Here is a 19,462-nt window from a genome sequence, read left to right on the forward strand (position 1 = left end):
CTTATTATGAATTCACATTGTTTGACACCTCTAAATTCTTATTTTCAGAAATAAAAAAACTGGCTCTTCACCACAAGTTGTACTTGATCATTTAAGATCGGTGTGCATAGAGAAAATAGAGGGTACAAAAAATGCGAATTTTCCTGTATGGTAAAGGTGACCAAACCAAACCATTGGAGGAAAATTCGCATGTACTCTCAGTTTATCAAAGAACTCATCGATTTACCAGATGTTTTGATTCAAAAGGTGCGAAAAGAAGAAGAACATTGGATTTTCGAACTTTCTCTGCCCGAACAATGCCCGTTATGTCCTGTCTGCTTGAAGCGCACGATCAAAATGACATGCAAAAAGAAGCAATGGATGCATGGCTATGCTCAGCGAATCGGAATTTTTTGGATTGAACTCCCTGTCGAGCGCAGACGTTGTGGTACGTGTGGCATGACATTCAGCACGTCTTATCCAGCGATCTCTCCTCGAAGTGTAGCGACGGATGCTTTTCAGCAATGGGTCGCGCAATCTTGTATCGGAACATCCATTCAGGCAGTGGCTCGGATGCTCAAGCTTCCTTACACGACGGTGGAACGTTGGTTTTATATCCATGCCCCATCCTTCCTATCAAATGACATCCAACCAAAGGCGGTTTGTGTCGATGAGTTCGCTTTTCGAAAAGGGCATGACTACGGAGTGGCGGTCATGGATGCCGAAACAGGTGAAGTGTATGCCATTGAAACAGGAAAGAACGAGGAAGCCATTGGACGTGCGTTGGCTCATGTGTCTCGTTCTGTTCAGTTTGTCGTGAGCGATTTAACTCCAGCGATGAAAAAATCCATTCAAGGGGTTTGTCCAGAGGCGACACACGTGGTCGATTATTTCCATGTCATTCAGCTGTTTACAGATGCTTTAGAGCGTTGTCGCAAATATGTAGACAAATGGGGCTACAAACGCGAAAATGTTCGTTACGTTTGTCGTTTATTGAGCCAATGTCCAGAGAAGCTGATGGAGGAAGAACGTCAAATTGTACGAGAATGGTGTAAGGAAAGTGATGACTTAAAGTCTGTCTACCGATCGTTTCAACATTTTCGCTATGTGTCCAAAAGCAAAGACGAACAACAGGCGAAACGACGTTTGGAGGCTTGGATGCATCGGTATTCGTTTTGTCCTTGTTCGGTTGTGCGTGCCATCGCAAAATCACTCGTCAAACGAACAGACGAAATCATATCGTGCATGTTATCGCCTTATTCGAATGGGAAAATGGAGGGAACGAATAACAAGATTAAGCTGATCAAACGTCGGGGATACGGATACAGAAATATCCAACGTTTTGCATTGCGGGTTCGGTTAGAAACAGCTACCATACTTTAATGGCTGGTGCAAGTACATCTTTTGGTGATGAACCAAAAAACTTTATTTTTTGTTTTTTTTTGCTAATATTCAAATATGATGGTTTTGTTAAAATTTATATTAGAGAAGGAGGTGTTTTAAAGTGGCACCCATGTCAAGGACACTATAAAAAAAGAGATTAAGCAGCTAGAAGATGATTCCTATATTGAATAGGGGTCATCTTTTTTAAATTCCACTGATAGCGGTAATTGTTATAGTAAACCATGTAATGATTAATTTTTGACTTCAATTCCTTCAATGTTCTTGCCGATTGATAATCCACTTCATCCTTAAGGTGGCCAAAGAATGATTCTTGAGGGGCATTATCCCAACAGTTGCCTCTTCGTGACATAGACTGGCCCAGGCCATACTCCTTTAAAAGCTTCTGGTAACGTGGGCTCGTATAGTGGCTTCCCTGATCCGAGTGGATAAAAGCCTCTTCATGGAGAGTAATTTTCTTATTGTTCATCAATTGATGGATCGTCTGGGTGGCGATGTCCAAGGTGATGCGATCAGACACATGGTAAGCCAGGATTTCATTGGTGGAGGCGTCTTTTACGGTCGACAAATAAGCCATACAATTCCCGTTATATGGAAGATAAGTGATATCCGTAAGTAGTACTTTCCCGGGGATTCCCTGCTTGAATTCCCTGTTTAATTTGTTCGGGACAACCTGATGCTCCTTCGTTGCTTTAGCGATCTTTTTATAAGGGTTAGGCTTTCGGTGAGGACAGACGATTCCGTATTTCCTCATGATCCTCTGGATCTTTTTACGGCTGAAGATCATATCAAACTCATTCTCCAATATCATTTTGATGGAGCGTGAACCTTTCTTATATCCCCGCCGGTCAAAGGCCTTTAAGATGATTTCCTTCGCTTCAAGGTCCAATTTCTCCCGTGCTTCCCGGACAGAGGAAGCCTTCAGGTAGCTGTAATATCCCGACCGTGAGACATCCAGAAGGTCACAAAAATACCTGGTCATCCCCTTGAATCCATTCTGTTCAATGGTCTCCTGTATCAATTGGTACGCTTTATTCGGATTGAGATTTTCGCTTGCGTTTAGCAGCCTCCTTTCGGTCAATTCTAGCTTTTTTAACAGCTCCACCTGTCCTTCCAACAGTTCAATTCTGGCCCTTTGCCTTTCAATCACTTCGGACTGTGTAAGCTCACGCTTTAAGGGTCTCCCAGAAGCCGTTTTCCTTGAATCTGTAATCCCTATCAGGCCATTCTTTTCATAGGCTTTTTTCCATCTATGGGCTGACTGTTCCATTCGTTTTATGCCGATAACGTCCACATCAAAGCCGTTTTCCTCAAAGATCTGACGAGGGAATTTGCCAGCTTGGTATTCATCTATAAATCTATTTTTAAAATCGTCAGTATAGGTAATAGACCTTTCGCTGACACGTTGTACATTTGGATTTTTTTGAAGTATGTTTATCTCTTTAGATGAAAAAGTTATTTTACTCATATTGTCCCCTACCCCCCCCCATATTCTGAAATTCAAGTATATAAAAATACCTGTAGGTTGAACACTCTTTTTTTCGAGTGTCCTACCTACAGGTACCATTTTATTTATATAATCTAATTTTACCTTATTTTATATTTTTTTGAATAAATCGAAATTAAAGTCGTAGTCACTGGGAAGCTAATTTCATTGTAACTATTCAGCCACATCATAAAGTGAGCTGAATATTTTTTGCTTTTCCTGTCGCTTTTCCTGTCTATGATGTGAATATTGATAGACAAGGAGGTGAATCGCATGTTGACGGTACAACAAGCTGTATTCACGGTTGAGAGCTTAATGGGCAAAGTCCAACAACAAAAGCAGCTCATTCATCAACTCATTCAAGAAAATGAACATTTGCGTCAAGAAAACAAACAGCTACGCAAAGAAAATGAACAACTGAAGTATCGCGTTCAAGAGCTGGAAGCACGCACGAAAAAAAAAAGCTCTAATAGCCATCTGCCCCCATCTTCTGACCGTTTTGAGAAAAAGCGCTCCTCTCGTGAACCGTCTGGCAAAAAGCCTGGCGGGCAAGAGGGACATGAGGGAACGACGCTCCGTCAAGTGGAACATCCACATCATCGTGTCGTCCATCGCGTACATACGTGTCAAGGATGTGGGGCTTCTTTGCGTGACGTAAAACCGTTCAAAGTCGATGTCCGTCAAGTGTTTGATCTGCCTCCCGTGTCGATTGAAGTGACACAACATGAGCGTGAAGTGAAATCATGTCCGCATTGTCGATGCGTGCAACAAGCGGAGTTTCCACCACATGTCACGAATCATGTGCAATATGGTCCACGGCTCACGGCACTTGTCGTGTATTTGTACAACATACAAATGATTCCATATCAACGTTTACGTGACATGATGGAAGAGCTATATCAACATCCGATCAGCACAGGAACACTTGTCAATATGGTCAAACGAGGACGCGAAGCACTCGAGCCAAACATGGACATCATCGAGGAAGCATTGCTTTCATCGGACATCTTGCATGTCGATGAAACGAGCTTGCGGATCGATAGCAAACAGGCCTGGGTTCATGTCGCCTGTACATCCGCATATACATACTTAGTTCCTCATGCTTCTCGTGGAAAGAAAGCAACCGATGAAATCGGGATTCTTCCACGATATAAAGGAACGATGATGCATGATGCATTCGGTACGTACCCGAGATACACCGAAGCCACGCATGCCCTTTGTCATGCCCATCATTTACGTGACTTGAAAGGGTTCATCGAACAAGGGCATACATGGGCAGAACGGATGATCGCGTTTCTATTATCCGCCAAACAAGTGGTCGAACAACATGGTGGTTTTCTTCCTGAAGAAGAAGCGAAACGTTGGGAGCGCGTGTATGATCGCATACTCGCGAAAGCGCAACATCGGTTGGAAGGGATGACACCGTTGCCAAAAAAAGCGCTCTCCTTCGTTCGGCGACTTCAAAAACGGAAGGAAGAAGCGCTGCGCTTTTTGCGTGAAGCTCACGTTCCCTTTGACAACAACCAAGCCGAACGAGATCTTCGCATGGTCAAAGTCAAAGAGAACATCTCGGGTACATTTCGTCAAGAAACGTTCGCGCAGTCGTTTTGCATCGCAAGAAGCATCGTTTCCACACTCACGAAACACGAAAAAAACGTGTGGGACTCGTTGTGTCTTCTGTTGACAGGCGAAACGATAGATCGAGTTCTTTCCGCTACGTAGGGCATTTTCTATGACCGAAATGCCCTATTTGTGCTGGGCTACTTTACACACTAGCATTCGGATGAATAGTTACTCGAAAATAATGTATAACCGACAAGATATTATTATAAATGATCAAAATATTTTATTTTTCATAAAATTTTATATTGACAAAATTATATATATATATATATAATTACTAATGTATTTAATTTTTGGAGAGAGGAGGAAAAACATGCAGGTAAAAGTAATTAAGAAATCTGGTAAAAAACTTGCTAAGGAAACTTGTTATGACTGGTAAGTTAAATCACCGTGACTAGTGACTTCACTTAGTCACGGTTCCCTTTTACTTGCATGTGCACTAGATGTATATTCATTCTAAAGATGAGATTTTTAGAAAAATTGTTGTTCAGTCTCTTGATCGATTTATGATTGCATTTAAACAGTATTTATCTAAAAATGTTGAACTTCCTCGCAATGTCCAAGTCGATATACTTCGTATTTACTTTGAAAGAGGCTGTTCGTTTTCTTTCTTTTTCTTCTTAGAAGTTGTTAAGTATGCTTATCAAAATGATATGAATGATATGGCGGAATCACTTTTAGAAACAGTAGTTAGCCACTTCGGAGAGTTTAATTATGGGGTGTTGGTAAAGTCTAAAAATGGTTACGAGCTATATGTTTCTGAAATAGGTAGAGATGCTTCTGTTTTTCTTTTTCATGACAAGCTACAGTTCGAAAAATTCAAAGAACAAAAAAAGGGAATTATATATTATGAGATATGTTAAAGAAAACTATATCCTCGTTTTTTTATATTTTTTCCTAATTTTAGCTTCAGGTATGGCTTATTCCTATACTATTACTAGAATTGTATCGATTTCTAGTCTATCTCCTTTTTTAGTTATAATTATAAATTCACTGATTAGCGTCTTTATTGTTATTGATTTTTTATTTATAAGAAAAATTTCGACTTTACACTTCAAGATTATTAGTTTGATCACAAGCTTTTTTTTATTGATATTATTCCTTTTATCATACGTTTTAAAAGATGAGGTAGTCATTTTATTGGTCACATATGCAGTTTTATTTTTCTCCTCTTCATATGTAGGAAGAAGTTTGGAAGAAAAAATTCTTGAAAATGATAAACGTTTGTTTGGTGGCATGGTTAAAATAAGTGTAGTTGGGAATTTAGCTAAACTTGTAGGATTTGGATTAGGAGTGTTCATCTTTAGTATTCCGTTGAGGATATATATGTTCTCATCATTATTTTTGTTTATTGCAATTGCGAGTATAAATGTCCAACATAATTTTTCAACTAATAAAGCTGTTATCTTATCTCGAAAAAAAGTAGATAGTATATCTTTGTTAATATTTATGGGGATTATATCATCCATCCCAATTCTTTGGATTCCATCTCTAGTAGAAAGATTTGATCAAGAAGGGATGATAAGGTTATCTTTCATCCCATTTGTGTTACCAGGAATAATGAATGTTTTATTTTTAAGATATCTCAAAGCCAAGGGGTATAATAGACATATTCCTCTTTTTTATTTTGTGCTAACCGTATTTTTTATGGTGATATACTTCACCGATACCCCTCTCATTTTTCAAGCTGTAGTACTAAGCACGATCATCACTTTAGGTGTAGCGATAAATGTTCATATCAATACGATTTTTATTCACAAAAATAAAAAAAGAGATAAAAGAGAGTTAATGCAAATAATTAAAGTAGTCATATCGATTTCCACATTATTATTTAGTTTTTTAGGTATGTATATTTATTTTATCGTCCACCTTATGTTATTAATAAGTGCTATTTTAAGTTTGATTGTTTTTGTATCTTTTGAACGTATGAAAGTGAATGAATGAGGAATGCTACAACAGCTCTAGCTAAAAACAAGCTAAACTTCCTAGTTTACATAATTCACAAAAGAAGGAAGGGGTTGTCAATAGTGATAAAGATAGGAATATGCTATAGAGATTCTATTCATGAGGAGTTTATTGATAAATTAATTGAATATGTAGATTTTCTCGAATTAATGCCTGATATAACTGGATACAAGGAAACGAAGAGATTATTGAAAATTTGTAAGGATAAAAATATAGATATAGGTATACATTGTCTAAAATCTTCCTTAGGATCGAAGGAAGGAATATACAGACCGGCAATTGAACAATATGCTTTTTATAGTGAGTATGTAGAAGCAGCATATTACTCAGACCATGTCGCCTACTCTCACATGCATGACGTTTATTTATCAAAAGTTTTTCCGGTAGAGTATGATATGGAAAATATACTCATCATGAGAAGGAATTTGGAAATTGTATCAAGCTTTTTTTCTAATCAAATACTCCTAGAGAATATTACACAAAATAAATTATCTAACAAAGGTCAATTAAACGAGGGGAGATTTTTTAGAGAATTGCTGAAGAATGCAAACTCTCGTATAAAAATTTTGTTCGATGTTACAAATGCTTATGTAACAGCCTTAAATAATAACTATGCTTTTGAAGAATATGTTTCAGAATATCCTTTTGAAAAAATCGAGTGCATTCATGTATCTGGATTCGAGAGGGACAATGAGGGGGTGTTGAGAGATACACATTCCAATTCCCTTAATGAAGAGATTTTAATATCAACAGAGTGGATATTGCAACGCACTAATCCAAAGTACATACTTGTAGAAAGGGATTTTAATGTTCAATGTATAGATGATGTGTTAGAGGACATTTATAAACTGAGACGTATCGTTCATAAGAGATGAGTAACTTGTAAATTTGATATGGATCTCCTTAGCATTCCCCTTTCTTTTTACGCATATATTCGTAAAAAGGAGGGGTGTGGGAATGAAAAAGCGTGTGGAAAATGCGCCGTTGTTGTATATTGTCCAGCCGAATTTAGGACCGAAAACGTGTTATATGCAACAGACGTTTCGAACGAGAAAAGAAAAGCCGTCGTATCCGCCGCCGTCATTTGCGAATTTTCGTGATATGAATACGGCTGAGCGCATTGAATTTTTAGCGACGCTTCCGAATGAACTTCGACCGGTGACGTGTGAATTGAAAACGAAAAATCGCACGTATGAAGGCATTGTTCAAACGTGCGATAAGAAAAAAGTCGTCTTTATCGTAAGTGATGAAGAAAAAACGATCACGATCCCGCTCGAACATATCGTATCGGTATCGCTTATTGGCAAATCTTAATATACACACGTTCCAGCTGCTCGGCTGTGTTTGCGAAGGAAAACATCGTTTCCGCTCGTTTTCGTCCTTCGTAAGCAAGTGCGAGCGCTTTTTCTTTATTCCCTAGCAATTCGCTGATCGCATGGGCGAACGCTTTTGGTGACGCATAGTCGTCAATGACGAGCCCGTTTTTGTTATGTTCGATCACTTCGCGATTTCCGCCGCGGTTTGTCGTAATGATTGGCACGCCTGCCGCCATCGCTTCGTAATGCACGCGGGCGAGCGGCTCGTGCCATTGCGAACTGCAAACGAACACATCGCCCATTGTGAATATGTGTGGAATATGTTCAGACGGGATGTAGTTTGTAAATTGAATGCGGTCGTTGTAAGGTTTCGCCAATTGATGAAGAAAGCGTACGTAATCGTTCGCCCGATTGTCGCTAAACCATTTCCCGCCGACGATGACGAGCTTTGCGTTTCGATGTTCAGTTAATACGTGATTCATGCTTTCGATTAACACGTGTACTCCTTTTGTTTTGCTTAACCGCCCGATAAATAAAATAACGTCGTCTTTTTCAACAAAAAACCGTTGGCGCATATTGGTGCGCAGTTGTTTTCCTTCGTCTGTCCATGGCGGCATGTAGCGCGTAGCATCGACGCCAGAGTAGACGACTTGAATACGATCGTTCGGGACATCGTATCGTTTTGTGACGGTGCGTTTCATATATTCACTGACCGTTGTGATGGCATCCACTTCCGCGATGACTTGTTTTGCAACGTCTGGCGTCATTTTCATCGGTGAAAACATATCGTTATGCAAACTAGTGACGAAGCGGCTGTTTGGCGCGGCTTGTTTGTAAAACAGCACGTTTGCGGGACGGTTAAAGACGTGAATGACATGAAATGTTCGTTTTTTCAATTCATTTGCAATATGTTGTTCGTATCGTTCTTTTGGTACACGTACGTATTCAATGCCATCACGTATTTCGTACATCGGAAGCGATGGGTCGGTAATGGAAAAAATGGTGAGCGAATGAGTTTCGGCAAAAAACGGGGCGATGCCATCAATCATGAGTTGAATGGCCCCCCCTTTTATTGCTGGAGACGGCAATTTTTCGGTACAAATCCATGCGATGCGCATTACGACCTCCCATAAAGCGAACGAATATATTCGACTTCACGACGCAATCCTTCTTGTAACGGTACGTTCGGGGCGTAGGCAAGCATGTTTTCTGCTTTCGAAATGTCCGCCCACGTATGTTTCGGCTCGCCGATCGCTTGATTGACATATTGTTTTTTTGCTTGTTTTCCGATCAACGTTTCAAGCATCGCGATGATGTCGTTGACGGATGCGCGCTCTTTTCCGCCGATGTTAAACGTTTCGCCAATCGCTTTTTCATTGCCGAGAACAGCGAGCGTGCCGTTGACGCAATCGGAAATGTACGTAAAGTCGCGCGTTTGTGTGCCGTCTCCAAAAATCGTGATCGGTTCGTCAAACAACATTTGCCGAATAAAACGATGAAACGCCATATCGGGCCGTTGCCGTGGACCGTATACGGTAAAATAGCGCAAAACGGTGATCGGTACATGAAATGATGATTCGTATATGCGGCATAAATGCTCCCCCGCAAGCTTCGTCATGCCGTATGGTGACAGAGGGGCTGGAGGTGTGTTTTCATGCACGCGCCCGTTCGTTTCACCGTATACAGATGACGTTGACGTATAAATGAACTGTTTTGGCCGATGTTGTTTACATGCTTCAAGCAACCGTTGCGTCGCTAATATGTTGTTTGTCGTATATAAATCAAACGATGTTCCCCAGCTTGTGCGCACGCCCGGCATGCCGGCAAAATGATAAATGACATCCACTTGTTGGACGATATCGTCAAGCGGCAACGACAACAAATCCCCTTCGATCCATGTGAAACGGTCATACGTGTTTAACGTTTCTACTGTTTTTTGTTTCATCGCTTTTGGCGTCGGACCGATCAAAGAATCTATGCCAATGACGTGATGATGTGGCAACAATGCTTCACATACGTGCGAACCGATAAATCCAGCTGCTCCTGTGACAAGTATGTTCATCCGCGACCCACCCCTACATAGTTTAGTCCTGCGTTCATGATCGCCTCACGAGGCAAGCAATTTCGTCCATCGATGACGACGTTTCCGCTCATCATTTGTTTCACATATGCCCAGTTTAATTGTTTATACTCATCCCAATCGGTCGCCACGATGAGCGCATCTGCTTGTGCGATCGCTTCTTCTAGCGTGTTTGCTTGCTTTACATCGACATTGTGTAACACAGCTTTCGGGTCATGAGCGATGACATTCGCCCCATGCGCATGCAGTTTTTTAATGAGTGAAACGGCAGGCGATTCGCGAATGTCATCTGTATTTGGCTTAAAGGCAATACCGAGCACCGCAATCCGCTTTTTAGACATATGTCCTAGCGTACGCTTTATTTTTTGTACGTACCAATTGAGCTGTGTGTCATTAATCGTTTTTGTCGCTTCTAACATGTACGGACGCACGTTTTGTTCGTATGCCATTTGTTGTAGGGCGGTGACGTCTTTCGGAAAACAAGAGCCACCGTACCCGATGCCAGCTTGTAAAAAGTGCGGGCCGATTCTTCCGTCAAGTCCGATTCCTTTTGCGACATCGACAACGTCGACGCCGTACGCTTCACAAAGGCGGGCCATTTCGTTTATAAATGAAATTTTTGTTGCTAAGAAGGCGTTGGCAGCATATTTAATCATTTCGGCGCCGCTTAAACTCGTCACGATATACGGCGCGTGAATGCCCGCATATAACGCTTGCATAATCGAAAGGGAACGGTCATCGTCCTCGCGTAAACCGATGACGATGCGATCAGGATAAAGGGAATCAAAAATGGCGGACCCTTCGCGTAAAAACTCGGGGTTTGATACGACGTGGATATGTTTTCCTTCGTTTTTGAAATGGTTGTATATGCGTTCGTTCGTTCCGATTGGGACGGTGCTTTTTATAACAAGTGTTTGTTTTTCGTTTATGTGTGGGGTCAAGTCCGCGATGGCACGGTTGACGTATGAAACGTCTGGCTTTCCTTTCGAATCAGCGGGAGTGCCGACGCAAATAAAAATAACATCTGCTTCTACATGTATTTGTTTATGATGAAAAAAAAGCCGACTTTGATGGTCGGTAAATAACTCGGCTAAGCCCGGCTCATAAATGGGAACGTCTCCGCGTTTTAAGGCGGCAATTTTTTGTTCATTTTCATCTACGCAATGAACGGTATGCCCAAGTTTTGCGAGAACAGCTGCCGTCGTTAATCCGACATAGCCGGCACCAATGATACAAACGTTCATTTTTTCACTTCCTTTATTCGTCTTCGTCGTCTGTTTTCGTTATTCCGATTGTCGTCGTTTGTTCTTGTGTTGCGGCAACGAGCGATTGTGTTGGGAACTCCACGGCAACGACGTCACGGCAGTGGATCGTCATGTATTTTCCGCCGTTTTCGTAAAATGGGTCGACGACGACGGTCAATGTTTTTGTGGCGGTGTCTAGTTGGACGAATTGAGCATTGTAGTACGTCTCTTTGTTTGTGTGCACATGTAGTTCTGTTCCTTCGCTTACATTAGCTAGCGCGTCACACAACTGTTGCATATGACGATGTTTAGCTAAAAAATGTTTGCTGAAAAAAATGTTATACATCGTTTCACATCCTTTTTCGTTAGATCACTCATTGCATTATATGTGAAACAACAAAAAGGGGTACATTTTTTGCGACATGAGGCATAAAGTGAAGGGGAGGAGGAGAGAAGATGGACGTCTTTCACTTTTTTCTTTTATGTGTTGCATCGTTTCGTTTGACGCGGTTAATTGTATATGATCGGATTACGTCGTTTTTGCGGGCGCCGTTTCATGACGAGTTTGAACAAGATGGGGAAACGTATATTGTGATCAAAGGGACAGGAATAAGAAAATGGATCGGGGAGTTGTTCAGTTGCCATTGGTGTACAGGGATATGGTGCGCAGCTGGGTTGTATGTCGGAACGGTTTATGCGCCAAGCATCTTTATGCCGCTCGTATCGGTATTAGCGATTGCAGGGGGAGCGGCGCTCATGGAAACAGTTGTCCAAAAATGGAGCAAATAAAAAAGCGGGCAAACGCCTGCTTATTTATTTACAACAATATAATTAGAAGATGATACCCCTTGTTTCAGTTGGCGGAAATAGACGAATGCTTCCACGACAACGGTTTGGATGATGCGCAATTCAAATGACGGAAAGCGCAGTTGTTCGTTCGGTAAAAGGGTTGTTTCGGCGATGGGCTTTAACCAATATTCTCCTTCTTTCATTTTTTCACGCCAATGTTCGACCGCAAATGTCCAGCCGCCTTCTTCTTGCATTTGGCGAAATGAAAATTTTCCGCTTAGTTGCGCGTGATCGGGAGGGCGAAGACGAAGGCAAATAATCGGATCGTTAAGCGGTGTATTGCCGCTATTTTCGATGACGAAATCACCGATAATGGTCGCATCTTCCTCTTTTTGTTCTGGCATCATGACAGTGTACGTGAAATAAGCATAGGCGCGCACGACGTCTTGTTTGATTTCTTTTTTCCGCCGTTTTTCTTCCTCAAGCGCCACTTCGTAAAAAAGAAGTTGTTGTTTTAACTGTTCAATCGTTTGTTCATATTCGTCGAGTTGCTCCAGTTTTTTTTGGACATATTGATTGCGCAATTGCTCGCGCTTTAACTCTGTTTCGACAAGCTGTAATAGCTGTTTATATTTTGCCACTTCCGAGCGGTAATGAATAATTTTTTGTTGGAGTTGAATATGTTGGCTGTTCATCATGTACCTCCTTTCTCTATTTCATATATATGTAGCAATGAAAGGAAACATCAATAAAAAAAGGCTGCTGAACGACAACAGCCTTTCATTCATTAATGTGCTGGGAATACTTCTGGGCATTGCGGTGGGAATTTGTCTGTTGGGCAAAGTGTTGCTTCTAAAATTTCTTCGCGCGGTTGGCAGAAGCGTGCTTCGACTTCGATTTTTACGTCTGCTTCCATTTGCACTTCTAAGCATAATGTAATCGATACATCAAGCTGTGAGAAGTTGTCAGTGCAAATTAAGCTTGCGTCACATTCGAAAAACGAAATGTGGCAGTCGAGCGTCGTTCCTTCTGGTGCGCATAAAATAAATGTTTGTGCTGTCGCAAACGGAATTGGGTTTGACTCGCAAACGACGTGGCCGTTCGCATTAACGACTTGCACGACGACGTGACCTTTCACAAGTGCTTTTACTTTTTGCAATGTGACTGTATCTCCGGATGGAAGTGTGACGTGCACCGGTTGACGGCCGTTTGGCTGTAAAATTTCTTGGCAAATTAACGCGTTGTTGTCAATGGTTTGATCAATGCGGTTTCCTTCATCGTCAGTTAAAAAGCAGCGAATCGAGAAATCGCCAGCGCTTAAGCCATTCGATGCGAAAAAGTCACAAACCGTTTGCCCGTGGCGTGGACATTTGCTTTCAGGAAAGATCGTCTCCAAATCCCCGTTTGAAAAACTACGCAACGGCACATCGACTTGACGAGTAACCCAGTCATACACTTTGCGTGTTTTAATACACACTTTTTCTTTACGCTCTTTATGATGCGTCATGCCTCGTTCCTCCTATTTCAGTTTTTCCCGTCGCATGTATCGGGACTACTGTATAGTATGAGAAAGGTAGGTAAGTGTGCAGGGATATGTGCGGAATTTTTTTGTCATAAATCGCGACGTTTTCGAATTGTTATGTAGTAGAAAGGAGGAGGGATATGCAAGAAATAGACGTATTGCGGGCAGAAAACGTGTTGTTAAAAGAATTGGCGGCGTTAAGCGAACAACGTTATGAAGAAATTAAACGATTAAGAAAAGAAAACGAGGAACTAAAAAAACAGCTAGAACAATTAACGAAACAGCTATTCGGGCAAGGGACGGATTCATGGTTTATGCATACGGTCAAACGCCAACAAGCGTTAAAGCAAGGTGTACAACTGCCGCTTTCGACGCCATTTTCATTTGCAGAAAAAAAGAAATAGGGAAAACGCATAGTCGTTCGCTCCATCTTTTTCATATGCTATTGTATCTTACATGTGTGGAGGGTTTGCTATGGAAAAGAAAAAACCGATTGTCCTCGGTGGAACACAAACAACGAAAGTATACACATCGTCACCTGCTCCTGTGAAAAAAACAGGCGGTTGCGGATGCGGAAAGAAATTAAAACAATAGCGGGGAGGGGAAAAAGATGGAGCGTTTTAAAAATTACGGGCTATGGTTAGCGATCGGTTCATTTATCCCGCTTTTATTACAGACGTTTGGCATTGATTTAGATTTAGGGAAATACGAGCAATTATGGAATGCGTTTTTAAGCATTTTAGTCATGGCAGGTATTTTAAATAATCCGTCGCTTGGGAACGGATTTCGCGATAAACGTTAGCTCCTTCGGGGGCTATTTTTTTTGTATAACTTTTTCGGATCAGCGCATGCTATGTGATGAAAAAACGAAGGAGGTTTTTATATGACTGTTGCAAGTTCTGTAAAGCAAACGTTAGCGGGGTTGAAATCAGCGCAGGCAAGTTTTGAAACGTTCGCCTTGCAAACGGAAAATGAAAAGGCAAAACAATTGTATCAACAAGCAGCGCAACAAACGCAAGCGATCGTCGATTTAGTTGCCCCACGCTTGCAAGAAATTGAACAAGAAGAGCCGCAATATAAACAATAAGTCATTTGGGTGTCCAATCGGGACGCCCTTTCGTTACATGAATAGAAAGGTGAACGCCATGAAAAAATGGTTTGTACTTATGAGTATGTTTTTTCTTATAAGTTGTGCGCATGAACAAAAAGAACAACAACAGTCGCTTCAACAAGAAAACATGACAAACGTCAGCCATGACGGAAGCGCGAAACGAAGCGATCAACAACAGGCAAAACGGGCGGTTGATATGTTAAAGGAGAGGCAAGATGTCAAAGATGCGGTTGCCGTCGAAGCGAACGGGCGGCTGCTTGTCGCATATCAAGTGAAACATTTGCATCGCTTTCGCATGAAACAAATTGAAAAAGAGGTAGGAAAAGCGCTGAATGAACAATTTCGCGAAAAAGTGATCGCATCGCACGATTTGAAAATTTTTTGGAAAACGAAAGCGTTAAAAGAAAAAATCGAAACGAAAAACATAAGCGAAAAAGAAATCGAAAAGGAAATGACAGTCATTCAAAAATTAAGTGAAGAACAAACGTAGCGAGGTGAGAGGATGGCGAATGAAAAACGGAAAAATTTAACGCCCGTTCAACAAGAGTATCATCAATTTGAACAAGCGCGTGAAACGAAGCGTCCGGTGTTGAAAAACTGTGTGCGCGCCTTTTTTGTCGGAGGTTTGATTTGTACCATCGGACAAGCCATTTCGTATTTTTACATGTATTTTTTCGACTTTACGGAAAAAACGGTCGGCAATCCGACGGTGGCGACGATGGTATTTATCGCCATGTTGTTAACCGGGTTTGGTGTGTACGACCGATTGGCGCAATTTGCAGGGGCAGGAAGCGCTGTGCCTGTCACCGGATTTGGCAATGCTGTCATTTCAGCAGCCATTGAACATCGGACGGAAGGGTTTGTGCTTGGCGTTGGCGGCAATATGTTTAAGCTAGCCGGTTCCGTCATTTTGTTCGGTACGTTTTCTGCGTTTGTCGTGGCGCTCATTAAAACGATTGCGGTGAAATGGGGTGGGCTCGGATGATGAAAGGGCATCGCACATGGGTGTTTGAAAACCGTCCGGTCATCGTCGCTACCGCAACGGTCGGTGGACCGTTTGAAGCGAACGGAAAGATTGCCGATGATTTTGACTTGTTGCATGAAGATCTTTGGCTTGGAGAAGATTCGTATGAAAAAGCGCATAAAGTGCTATTTGAAGAAGCGTTTTTTCAAGCGATGAAAAAAGCGCGCATCGAAAAAGAACAAGTGCAGTTTATTATTGCAGGAGATTTAATTAATCAAATGACCCCTTCAAGCTTTGCCGCCCGCACGCTCAGCACTCCGTATTTAGGCGTATTTGGCGCCTGCTCGACGTCGATGGAAGCGCTCGCTTTAAGTGCATTTATCGTCAATTACGGTGGGGCGAAGTACATATTAACAGGCGCCGCTAGCCATAACGCGGCGGTTGAAAAACAGTTTCGCTATCCGACCGAATACGGTGGACAAAAGCCGCCGACAGCGCAATGGACGGTGACAGGGGCAGGGGTGGCGCTCGTCGGAAAAGAAGGAGATGGACCGCGCATTACGTCGGCAACGATTGGGAGAGTCGTCGACATGGGATTGACAGACCCGTTTAATATGGGTGGGGCGATGGCACCAGCGGCGGTCGATACGATTGAGGCGCACGTTCGCGATATGGGAATCGATCCGTCGTATTACGATCTCATCGTTACAGGCGATTTAGGAAAAATCGGGCGCACCGTTTCCCTTGATCTGTTGCGGAAAAACGGGATGGAGCTTGAAGAAGAGCGGTATCAAGATTGCGGATTACTCATTTATCGAGAAGGGCAGCCGGTGTTGTCGGGAGGAAGCGGGGCAGGGTGTTCGGCGACAGTCGTGTACGGTCATTTGTTACATCGCATGAAGCGAGGGGAAATAAAGCGAATGCTTGTCGTTGCGACAGGGGCGCTTTTATCACCGCTCACGTTTCAACAAGGGGAAACGATTCCGTGCATTGCGCATGCAGTAGCGATTGAGTATGGAGGCGATGATCGATGATGGCGATGTTTTTTTGGGCATTTGTCGTCGGAGGGCTTATTTGCGTTATCGGGCAAGTGATGTTTGATGTGTTTAAGTTGACGCCTGCTCATACGTTAAGCGCGCTCGTTGTTGCTGGAGCGATTTTAGACGGATTTGGGTTGTACGAGCCGCTTATTGATTTTGCAGGTGCAGGGGCAACGATTCCGATTACAAGTTTCGGGAATGCGCTCGTACACGGGGCGATGCAAGAGGCGGAAAAGCATGGCATCGTCGGGGTGTTGACGGGCATGTTTGAAGTGACGAGCGCCGGCATTTCTGCCGCCATCGTGTTCGGTTTTATCGGAGCATTATTATTTAAACCGAAAGGATAGATGGAGATGACGATTGGTTCACAAGTGAAACAAAGTTTAGCGAATATGAAAGCGATTCATGCGACGTTGCAAGAGCTTGCGCTTACTTCAACGAACGAGGAGGCGCAGCGTACGTTTCATGAAGCGATGTTACAGACGGAACAAATGATTGCGGCGCTGAAAGGGCGTATCTCGACGCTTGAGCGCGAGGAGCCGCAATATAAGGGGATGTAAACATGCCAGCATGGTTAGAAGTGGCGATTCGTTCGATTTGCATTTTAATCGGCCTATTTGTCATTACAAAATTATTAGGAAAAAAGCAATTATCCAAATTGTCGTTTTTTGAATATATCGTCGGCATTACGATCGGGGATATTGCCGGATCGATGTCGATGGATTTAGATATTCGACTAACTGAAGGAATCACAAGCATTTTAATTTGGTCGCTTTTCCCTGTTGCTATTTCGATCATTTCGTTGCGAAGTAAAAAATTTCGCGACTTCGTCGAAGGCAACTCGACCGTATTTATTAAAGACGGAAAAATTTTAGAGGACAATTTGAAAAAAGAAAAATATACAGCCGACGAACTGCTTGAGCAACTGCGGAAAAAAGATGTGTTTCGCGTTGCGGATGTCGAATTTGCGACGCTTGAAGCAAACGGCGATTTAAGCATTTTACTAAAGCGCGATAAGCAGCCGCTGACGATTGGGGACGTTGTGCCGTACGTTCCGCGTGAAAAAGAGCCACAAACCATCATTATGGACGGCGAAATTTTAGATGAGCCGCTTGCGACAGCTCGTTTAAGCCGCGGCTGGTTGAAGCAACAGCTCGATCAAATGGGCGTCGCCATTGAAAACGTCTTTTTAGCTCAAGTCGATTCGTATGGCCAATTGACCGTCGATTTATACGACGATCGCATTCAACTACCAGAGCCGCAACAAAAGCAACTATTGCTTGCATCGATGAAAAAAGCAGAAGCCGATTTCGAGCTATTCGCCTTGCAAACAAACGATAGAGAAGCGAAACAAATGTACGAACAACAAGCGAAACAAATGCAGCAGCTTATTCAAAAACTGCAGCTGTTTTTAACTTAAGCCACGGCATGCACGTGGCTTTTTCGTGTTGGGACTAATTTCTATCTTTATGGAAATTAGTCAACTGACAGCTCATAAATATGCTTCAAAATCTACTTCAACAAGAAAAGGTGAGTTTGACCATTCAAAATAGTTGATATTTTTAATAAACGTATAGAAATTTGGATTGGCTAGTAATAGCTTCATAATTAGCCGATTTTTTTCGCGTATCCTGCGACTTGTAGGCATTTCATTTCGAATAATGCTCCTCACCATACCTAAAAGCAAGTCTACAAGTTCGATCCCTATCTGTTCTTGTTTCTTTACATACTGAGCCGACTTAACTATAAAGCGTTCACCACGATATATTGATTGTATATTTAGCTGTTGGAACAGCTGGGTTCTTAAATCGTATTTGGTATTATGGTACTTTGTATCGTCTTCTATAAAAATTTTCGTATCCAATTGAACGTAAGTGCCGTATTTTCTTAGCAACCCATAAATAATTCGTTCTGGGAACTTCATAAAAATAGTCTGATCCGCAGCATCTTCAAGAATGTCTTTTAATCTTTTCGCTGATTCTTCGATTCTTGATTGATTATAAGAAATGATGTTCATTTTTAACAGATAATGCTCATTCATAAAAGTATTGATGATGCGCCAAATCACATTTCTTTCTTTACTATCCCCATCATATTTAGTCCAGTGAATCGCTATCCTCTTAATCACATCATTGAGTTCTTGGATTTCTGGCTTTTCATAATATGTAGAGGGAATGGAGAGACCTCCCATCAGATGTGGTTTCACTTGATTTTTTCCACTTTCGTCAAAATAAATGTTAATGGTAAATGAATGCTCCATGAAAGCCCCCCTTTACAATTTACTAAAATAAGTGCATAATATAGAAAATAGATGACATAAGGTAATAGTAATAAATAACTTGTCGCGCCCTAGACCAAGCGACACGTTATTTATTGCTAGGTAGTTTGCACTCACTGCGCCCTAGATTAAGCGGTGCGTGACAACTACCGCTACCGTTTAAAGAGAGGATGTGTTAGTCCTCTCTTTTCATTTTTTGACGATAAATCGATTTACAAATAGCTATTGGTCATGATCATATTTTTGAATTTTCCTTCAATATGTTCAAACAATCAGCCAAATTAGCTGATTGTTTGAAAAAACTCCTCGACTTGTTCGCGCGTTTTCGCGTTGGCGCTATGTAAGTGAGCGATTTTTTCGCCGTTTTGGAACACGAGTAAGCTTGGAATGCCCATGACGTTGTATGTTTCCGCAATGTCTGGCACATCGTCGCGATTGATGTCATACCATGTGAATTGCGGGTAAGCGGCAATGACTTCATCAATAAATTGATCCATGCGCACGCAATCTGGGCACCATGTTGTAAAAAATTTAACGACAACAGGTGTAGCCGATGCGATCGCTTGTTCAAATTGTTGTGCGTTTTGTAGTCGTTTCATATGACACGTCCTTTCTTTTCATTTCGTCTTTTATTTTAGCACACGTTTCTGTTTTTTACGTATGA

25 protein-coding genes are annotated in these 19,462 nt (G+C 41.9%); 16 read left to right on the top strand and 9 right to left on the bottom strand.

Going from position 1 to position 19,462, the window contains the following annotated elements:
* The first annotated feature begins 189 nt into the window (after positions 1 to 189).
* Positions 190 to 1,362 carry an ISL3 family transposase gene (locus tag LH47_RS02870; RefSeq protein WP_043964645.1) on the top strand — a complete coding sequence of 391 codons (1,173 nt, stop codon included), beginning with the start codon at positions 190 to 192 and terminating at the stop codon, positions 1,360 to 1,362.
* Between the two features lie 157 nt (positions 1,363 to 1,519).
* Here the strand turns inward: LH47_RS02870 and LH47_RS02875 are convergent, their stop codons facing one another.
* Complete coding sequence (locus LH47_RS02875) at positions 1,520 to 2,848, bottom strand: IS3 family transposase (protein WP_043964648.1); 1,329 nt, start codon at positions 2,846 to 2,848, stop codon at positions 1,520 to 1,522.
* 291 nt (positions 2,849 to 3,139) lie between these two features.
* On the opposite strand from LH47_RS02875, the gene tnpC reads away from it, so the two are divergent.
* The 5 genes from tnpC (at position 3,140) to LH47_RS02900 (ending at position 7,768) form a co-directional block, all read left to right on the top strand.
* Entirely contained in the window at positions 3,140 to 4,588 is a 1,449-nt protein-coding gene (gene tnpC / locus LH47_RS02880) for an IS66 family transposase (RefSeq protein ID WP_043964649.1), read from the top strand.
* A gap of 344 nt (positions 4,589 to 4,932) precedes the next feature.
* The gene (locus LH47_RS02885; protein WP_012575641.1) at positions 4,933 to 5,352 is read left to right on the top strand and encodes a hypothetical protein; all 420 of its coding nucleotides are present in this window, start codon (positions 4,933 to 4,935) and stop codon (positions 5,350 to 5,352) included.
* Positions 5,353 to 5,680: 328 nt separating this feature from the next.
* On the top strand, positions 5,681 to 6,433 hold the full coding sequence (locus LH47_RS02890) for a hypothetical protein (RefSeq protein ID WP_019418204.1): 753 nt from the start codon (positions 5,681 to 5,683) through the stop codon (positions 6,431 to 6,433).
* A gap of 83 nt (positions 6,434 to 6,516) precedes the next feature.
* Entirely contained in the window at positions 6,517 to 7,329 is an 813-nt protein-coding gene (locus LH47_RS02895) for a multinuclear nonheme iron-dependent oxidase (RefSeq protein ID WP_235341030.1), read from the top strand.
* 82 nt (positions 7,330 to 7,411) lie between these two features.
* Positions 7,412 to 7,768, top strand: a complete 357-nt coding sequence (locus LH47_RS02900) for a CotO family spore coat protein (protein WP_009362161.1) — start codon at positions 7,412 to 7,414, stop codon at positions 7,766 to 7,768.
* Here LH47_RS02900 and LH47_RS02905 read toward each other — a convergent pair.
* From LH47_RS02905 to LH47_RS02920, 4 genes are read right to left on the bottom strand one after another with little or no spacing between them, the layout of a single operon-like run.
* The gene (locus tag LH47_RS02905) at positions 7,752 to 8,888 is read right to left on the bottom strand and encodes a glycosyltransferase family 4 protein (protein ID WP_043964653.1); all 1,137 of its coding nucleotides are present in this window, start codon (positions 8,886 to 8,888) and stop codon (positions 7,752 to 7,754) included. The genes LH47_RS02900 and LH47_RS02905 overlap by 17 nt on opposite strands.
* Positions 8,888 to 9,832, bottom strand: a complete 945-nt coding sequence (locus LH47_RS02910) for an NAD-dependent epimerase/dehydratase family protein (protein WP_043964655.1) — start codon at positions 9,830 to 9,832, stop codon at positions 8,888 to 8,890. Before LH47_RS02910 ends, LH47_RS02905 begins: the two co-directional genes overlap by 1 nt.
* Positions 9,829 to 11,094: a UDP-glucose dehydrogenase family protein gene (locus tag LH47_RS02915; protein WP_043964657.1), complete on the bottom strand. Its 1,266-nt coding sequence runs from the start codon at positions 11,092 to 11,094 to the stop codon at positions 9,829 to 9,831. The genes LH47_RS02910 and LH47_RS02915 overlap by 4 nt, the downstream gene beginning before the upstream one ends.
* A gap of 13 nt (positions 11,095 to 11,107) precedes the next feature.
* On the bottom strand, positions 11,108 to 11,440 hold the full coding sequence (locus tag LH47_RS02920; RefSeq protein WP_043964659.1) for a hypothetical protein: 333 nt from the start codon (positions 11,438 to 11,440) through the stop codon (positions 11,108 to 11,110).
* A gap of 110 nt (positions 11,441 to 11,550) precedes the next feature.
* Between LH47_RS02920 and LH47_RS02925 the strand changes: the two genes are divergently transcribed.
* Positions 11,551 to 11,883 (top strand): DUF1360 domain-containing protein, encoded by a 333-nt coding sequence (locus LH47_RS02925; RefSeq protein ID WP_043964661.1) that lies wholly within the window; start codon positions 11,551 to 11,553, stop codon positions 11,881 to 11,883.
* A 20-nt stretch (positions 11,884 to 11,903) separates the two neighbouring features.
* Here the strand turns inward: LH47_RS02925 and LH47_RS02930 are convergent, their stop codons facing one another.
* Positions 11,904 to 12,581, bottom strand: coding sequence for a hypothetical protein (locus tag LH47_RS02930; protein WP_012575632.1), 678 nt, complete (start codon positions 12,579 to 12,581; stop codon positions 11,904 to 11,906).
* Between the two features lie 89 nt (positions 12,582 to 12,670).
* Positions 12,671 to 13,390, bottom strand: coding sequence for a BMQ_0737 family morphogenetic spore coat protein (locus LH47_RS02935; RefSeq protein ID WP_043964664.1), 720 nt, complete (start codon positions 13,388 to 13,390; stop codon positions 12,671 to 12,673).
* Between the two features lie 155 nt (positions 13,391 to 13,545).
* Between LH47_RS02935 and LH47_RS02940 the strand changes: the two genes are divergently transcribed.
* From LH47_RS02940 to LH47_RS02980, 9 genes are all read left to right on the top strand, one after another.
* A complete protein-coding gene (locus tag LH47_RS02940; protein WP_009362153.1) occupies positions 13,546 to 13,809 on the top strand; it encodes a spore coat protein regulator YlbO in 264 nt (87 codons plus the stop codon).
* A gap of 206 nt (positions 13,810 to 14,015) precedes the next feature.
* Positions 14,016 to 14,207, top strand: a complete 192-nt coding sequence (locus tag LH47_RS02945; RefSeq protein ID WP_009362151.1) for a phage holin family protein — start codon at positions 14,016 to 14,018, stop codon at positions 14,205 to 14,207.
* An 81-nt stretch (positions 14,208 to 14,288) separates the two neighbouring features.
* Complete coding sequence (locus LH47_RS02950) at positions 14,289 to 14,492, top strand: DUF1657 domain-containing protein (RefSeq protein ID WP_009362150.1); 204 nt, start codon at positions 14,289 to 14,291, stop codon at positions 14,490 to 14,492.
* Between the two features lie 58 nt (positions 14,493 to 14,550).
* Positions 14,551 to 15,006 (top strand): YhcN/YlaJ family sporulation lipoprotein, encoded by a 456-nt coding sequence (locus tag LH47_RS02955; RefSeq protein ID WP_043964666.1) that lies wholly within the window; start codon positions 14,551 to 14,553, stop codon positions 15,004 to 15,006.
* 12 nt (positions 15,007 to 15,018) lie between these two features.
* Entirely contained in the window at positions 15,019 to 15,501 is a 483-nt protein-coding gene (gene spoVAC / locus LH47_RS02960; RefSeq protein ID WP_009362148.1) for a stage V sporulation protein AC, read from the top strand.
* The gene (spoVAD, locus tag LH47_RS02965; protein ID WP_041638727.1) at positions 15,498 to 16,514 is read left to right on the top strand and encodes a stage V sporulation protein AD; all 1,017 of its coding nucleotides are present in this window, start codon (positions 15,498 to 15,500) and stop codon (positions 16,512 to 16,514) included. Before spoVAC ends, spoVAD begins: the two co-directional genes overlap by 4 nt.
* Positions 16,511 to 16,867, top strand: a complete 357-nt coding sequence (spoVAE, locus tag LH47_RS02970) for a stage V sporulation protein AE (RefSeq protein ID WP_012575626.1) — start codon at positions 16,511 to 16,513, stop codon at positions 16,865 to 16,867. Before spoVAD ends, spoVAE begins: the two co-directional genes overlap by 4 nt.
* A 6-nt stretch (positions 16,868 to 16,873) precedes the next feature.
* Complete coding sequence (locus tag LH47_RS02975; RefSeq protein ID WP_009362145.1) at positions 16,874 to 17,080, top strand: DUF1657 domain-containing protein; 207 nt, start codon at positions 16,874 to 16,876, stop codon at positions 17,078 to 17,080.
* A gap of 2 nt (positions 17,081 to 17,082) precedes the next feature.
* Positions 17,083 to 17,940, top strand: coding sequence for a DUF421 domain-containing protein (locus LH47_RS02980; protein ID WP_043964669.1), 858 nt, complete (start codon positions 17,083 to 17,085; stop codon positions 17,938 to 17,940).
* A gap of 72 nt (positions 17,941 to 18,012) precedes the next feature.
* Here LH47_RS02980 and LH47_RS02985 read toward each other — a convergent pair whose 3' ends face one another.
* Together LH47_RS02985 and LH47_RS02990 are read right to left on the bottom strand one after the other, a co-directional pair.
* Positions 18,013 to 18,780 (bottom strand): DUF3800 domain-containing protein, encoded by a 768-nt coding sequence (locus LH47_RS02985; protein ID WP_152619591.1) that lies wholly within the window; start codon positions 18,778 to 18,780, stop codon positions 18,013 to 18,015.
* 299 nt (positions 18,781 to 19,079) lie between these two features.
* On the bottom strand, positions 19,080 to 19,397 hold the full coding sequence (locus tag LH47_RS02990) for a thioredoxin family protein (RefSeq protein WP_043964672.1): 318 nt from the start codon (positions 19,395 to 19,397) through the stop codon (positions 19,080 to 19,082).
* Between the last annotated feature and the right edge of the window lie 65 nt (positions 19,398 to 19,462).

It is taken from the genome of Anoxybacillus thermarum, from assembly GCF_000836725.1.
In the GTDB taxonomy this organism is placed as follows: Bacteria; Bacillota; Bacilli; order Bacillales; family Anoxybacillaceae; genus Anoxybacillus; species Anoxybacillus thermarum.

Bases quoted from the DNA above. Each gene is read 5' to 3' on its own strand.
- LH47_RS02870 (WP_043964645.1), top strand. From the start codon at position 190: ATGTACTCTCAGTTTATCAAAGAACTCATCGATTTACCAGATGTTTTG.
- LH47_RS02875 (WP_043964648.1), bottom strand. From the start codon at position 2,848: ATGAGTAAAATAACTTTTTCATCTAAAGAGATAAACATACTTCAAAAA.
- tnpC (WP_043964649.1), top strand. From the start codon at position 3,140: ATGTTGACGGTACAACAAGCTGTATTCACGGTTGAGAGCTTAATGGGC.
- LH47_RS02885 (WP_012575641.1), top strand. From the start codon at position 4,933: ATGTATATTCATTCTAAAGATGAGATTTTTAGAAAAATTGTTGTTCAG.
- LH47_RS02900 (WP_009362161.1), top strand. From the start codon at position 7,412: ATGAAAAAGCGTGTGGAAAATGCGCCGTTGTTGTATATTGTCCAGCCG.
- LH47_RS02905 (WP_043964653.1), bottom strand. From the start codon at position 8,888: ATGCGCATCGCATGGATTTGTACCGAAAAATTGCCGTCTCCAGCAATA.
- LH47_RS02910 (WP_043964655.1), bottom strand. From the start codon at position 9,832: ATGAACATACTTGTCACAGGAGCAGCTGGATTTATCGGTTCGCACGTA.
- LH47_RS02915 (WP_043964657.1), bottom strand. From the start codon at position 11,094: ATGAACGTTTGTATCATTGGTGCCGGCTATGTCGGATTAACGACGGCA.
- LH47_RS02920 (WP_043964659.1), bottom strand. From the start codon at position 11,440: ATGTATAACATTTTTTTCAGCAAACATTTTTTAGCTAAACATCGTCAT.
- LH47_RS02925 (WP_043964661.1), top strand. From the start codon at position 11,551: ATGGACGTCTTTCACTTTTTTCTTTTATGTGTTGCATCGTTTCGTTTG.
- LH47_RS02930 (WP_012575632.1), bottom strand. From the start codon at position 12,581: ATGATGAACAGCCAACATATTCAACTCCAACAAAAAATTATTCATTAC.
- LH47_RS02935 (WP_043964664.1), bottom strand. From the start codon at position 13,390: ATGACGCATCATAAAGAGCGTAAAGAAAAAGTGTGTATTAAAACACGC.
- LH47_RS02940 (WP_009362153.1), top strand. From the start codon at position 13,546: ATGCAAGAAATAGACGTATTGCGGGCAGAAAACGTGTTGTTAAAAGAA.
- LH47_RS02945 (WP_009362151.1), top strand. From the start codon at position 14,016: ATGGAGCGTTTTAAAAATTACGGGCTATGGTTAGCGATCGGTTCATTT.
- LH47_RS02950 (WP_009362150.1), top strand. From the start codon at position 14,289: ATGACTGTTGCAAGTTCTGTAAAGCAAACGTTAGCGGGGTTGAAATCA.
- LH47_RS02955 (WP_043964666.1), top strand. From the start codon at position 14,551: ATGAAAAAATGGTTTGTACTTATGAGTATGTTTTTTCTTATAAGTTGT.
- spoVAC (WP_009362148.1), top strand. From the start codon at position 15,019: ATGGCGAATGAAAAACGGAAAAATTTAACGCCCGTTCAACAAGAGTAT.
- spoVAD (WP_041638727.1), top strand. From the start codon at position 15,498: ATGATGAAAGGGCATCGCACATGGGTGTTTGAAAACCGTCCGGTCATC.
- spoVAE (WP_012575626.1), top strand. From the start codon at position 16,511: ATGATGGCGATGTTTTTTTGGGCATTTGTCGTCGGAGGGCTTATTTGC.
- LH47_RS02975 (WP_009362145.1), top strand. From the start codon at position 16,874: ATGACGATTGGTTCACAAGTGAAACAAAGTTTAGCGAATATGAAAGCG.
- LH47_RS02980 (WP_043964669.1), top strand. From the start codon at position 17,083: ATGCCAGCATGGTTAGAAGTGGCGATTCGTTCGATTTGCATTTTAATC.
- LH47_RS02985 (WP_152619591.1), bottom strand. From the start codon at position 18,780: ATGGAGCATTCATTTACCATTAACATTTATTTTGACGAAAGTGGAAAA.
- LH47_RS02990 (WP_043964672.1), bottom strand. From the start codon at position 19,397: ATGAAACGACTACAAAACGCACAACAATTTGAACAAGCGATCGCATCG.